Below are 772 nucleotides of genomic sequence, written 5' to 3'. Positions count from 1 at the left end.
CGGCGCCCTGGGCATGGAGTTCTCCTGGACCTACTACAAGCAGATGAACATCGCCTTCTGCCTGATGGTCGCCAACATGCTCAAGAAGATCTACGCCGGCCGCCCCGACGACTACGCCGAGGCCCTGCACCGCCACTGCGCGTTCTTCAACATCACCGTCCAGTTCGCCCCGTTCGTCGGCGGCATCGCGATGGCCATGGAGGAGAAGGTCGCCCGCGGCGAGATCGAGCCCGAGAGCGTCAACGACGTCAAGGCCGCCCTCATGGGCCCGCTGTCCGGCATCGGCGACTCCATCTTCCTGTCGACGCTGCGCGTGGTCGCCGCCGCGGTGGGCATCAGCCTGTGCCAGGCCGGCAACCCCTTCGGCCCCATCGCCTTCCTGCTCATCTACAACGTCCCCGGCTTCGCGCTGCGCATCTGGGGCGCCGTCAAGGGCTACGAGCTGGGCGTGGGCTTCCTGGACGAGGCCCAGAGGACCGGCCTCATGCAGAAGATCATGACCTGCGTGGGAATCGTGGGCGTCATGGTCGTGGGCGCCATGTGCAAGGACATGTTCTGGGCCAGCATCCCGGTGGCCATCGGCTCGGGCGACGACGCCCAGACCCTCCAGGACATCCTGGACGGCATCATGCCCGGCATGCTCGGCATGATCGCCTTCTGGCTGTACTACTGGCTGCTGTCCAAGAAGATCAACCCCATGGTGCTGATCGTGGCCACCATGGTCGTGGGCATCATCGGCGCGTTCTTCGGCGTGCTGGCGTAAGGGCCCGGC

The 772-nt window shown here is 65.9% G+C and carries 1 protein-coding gene; it reads left to right on the top strand.

Annotated features, from left to right (window positions below):
• Window positions 1-763 (top strand): PTS system mannose/fructose/sorbose family transporter subunit IID (locus ACEXKH_RS09645; RefSeq protein ID WP_373573948.1); only part of this gene is annotated, 763 nt, incomplete at its 5' end.
• Window positions 764-772 lie beyond the last annotated feature (9 nt).

It is taken from the genome of Collinsella aerofaciens ATCC 25986, from assembly GCF_964259375.1.
In the GTDB taxonomy this organism is placed as follows: domain Bacteria; phylum Actinomycetota; class Coriobacteriia; order Coriobacteriales; family Coriobacteriaceae; genus Collinsella; species Collinsella aerofaciens_BO.
Note: the sequence above shows the minus strand (reverse complement) of the source record. Positions and strands in the feature narration are given on the sequence as shown.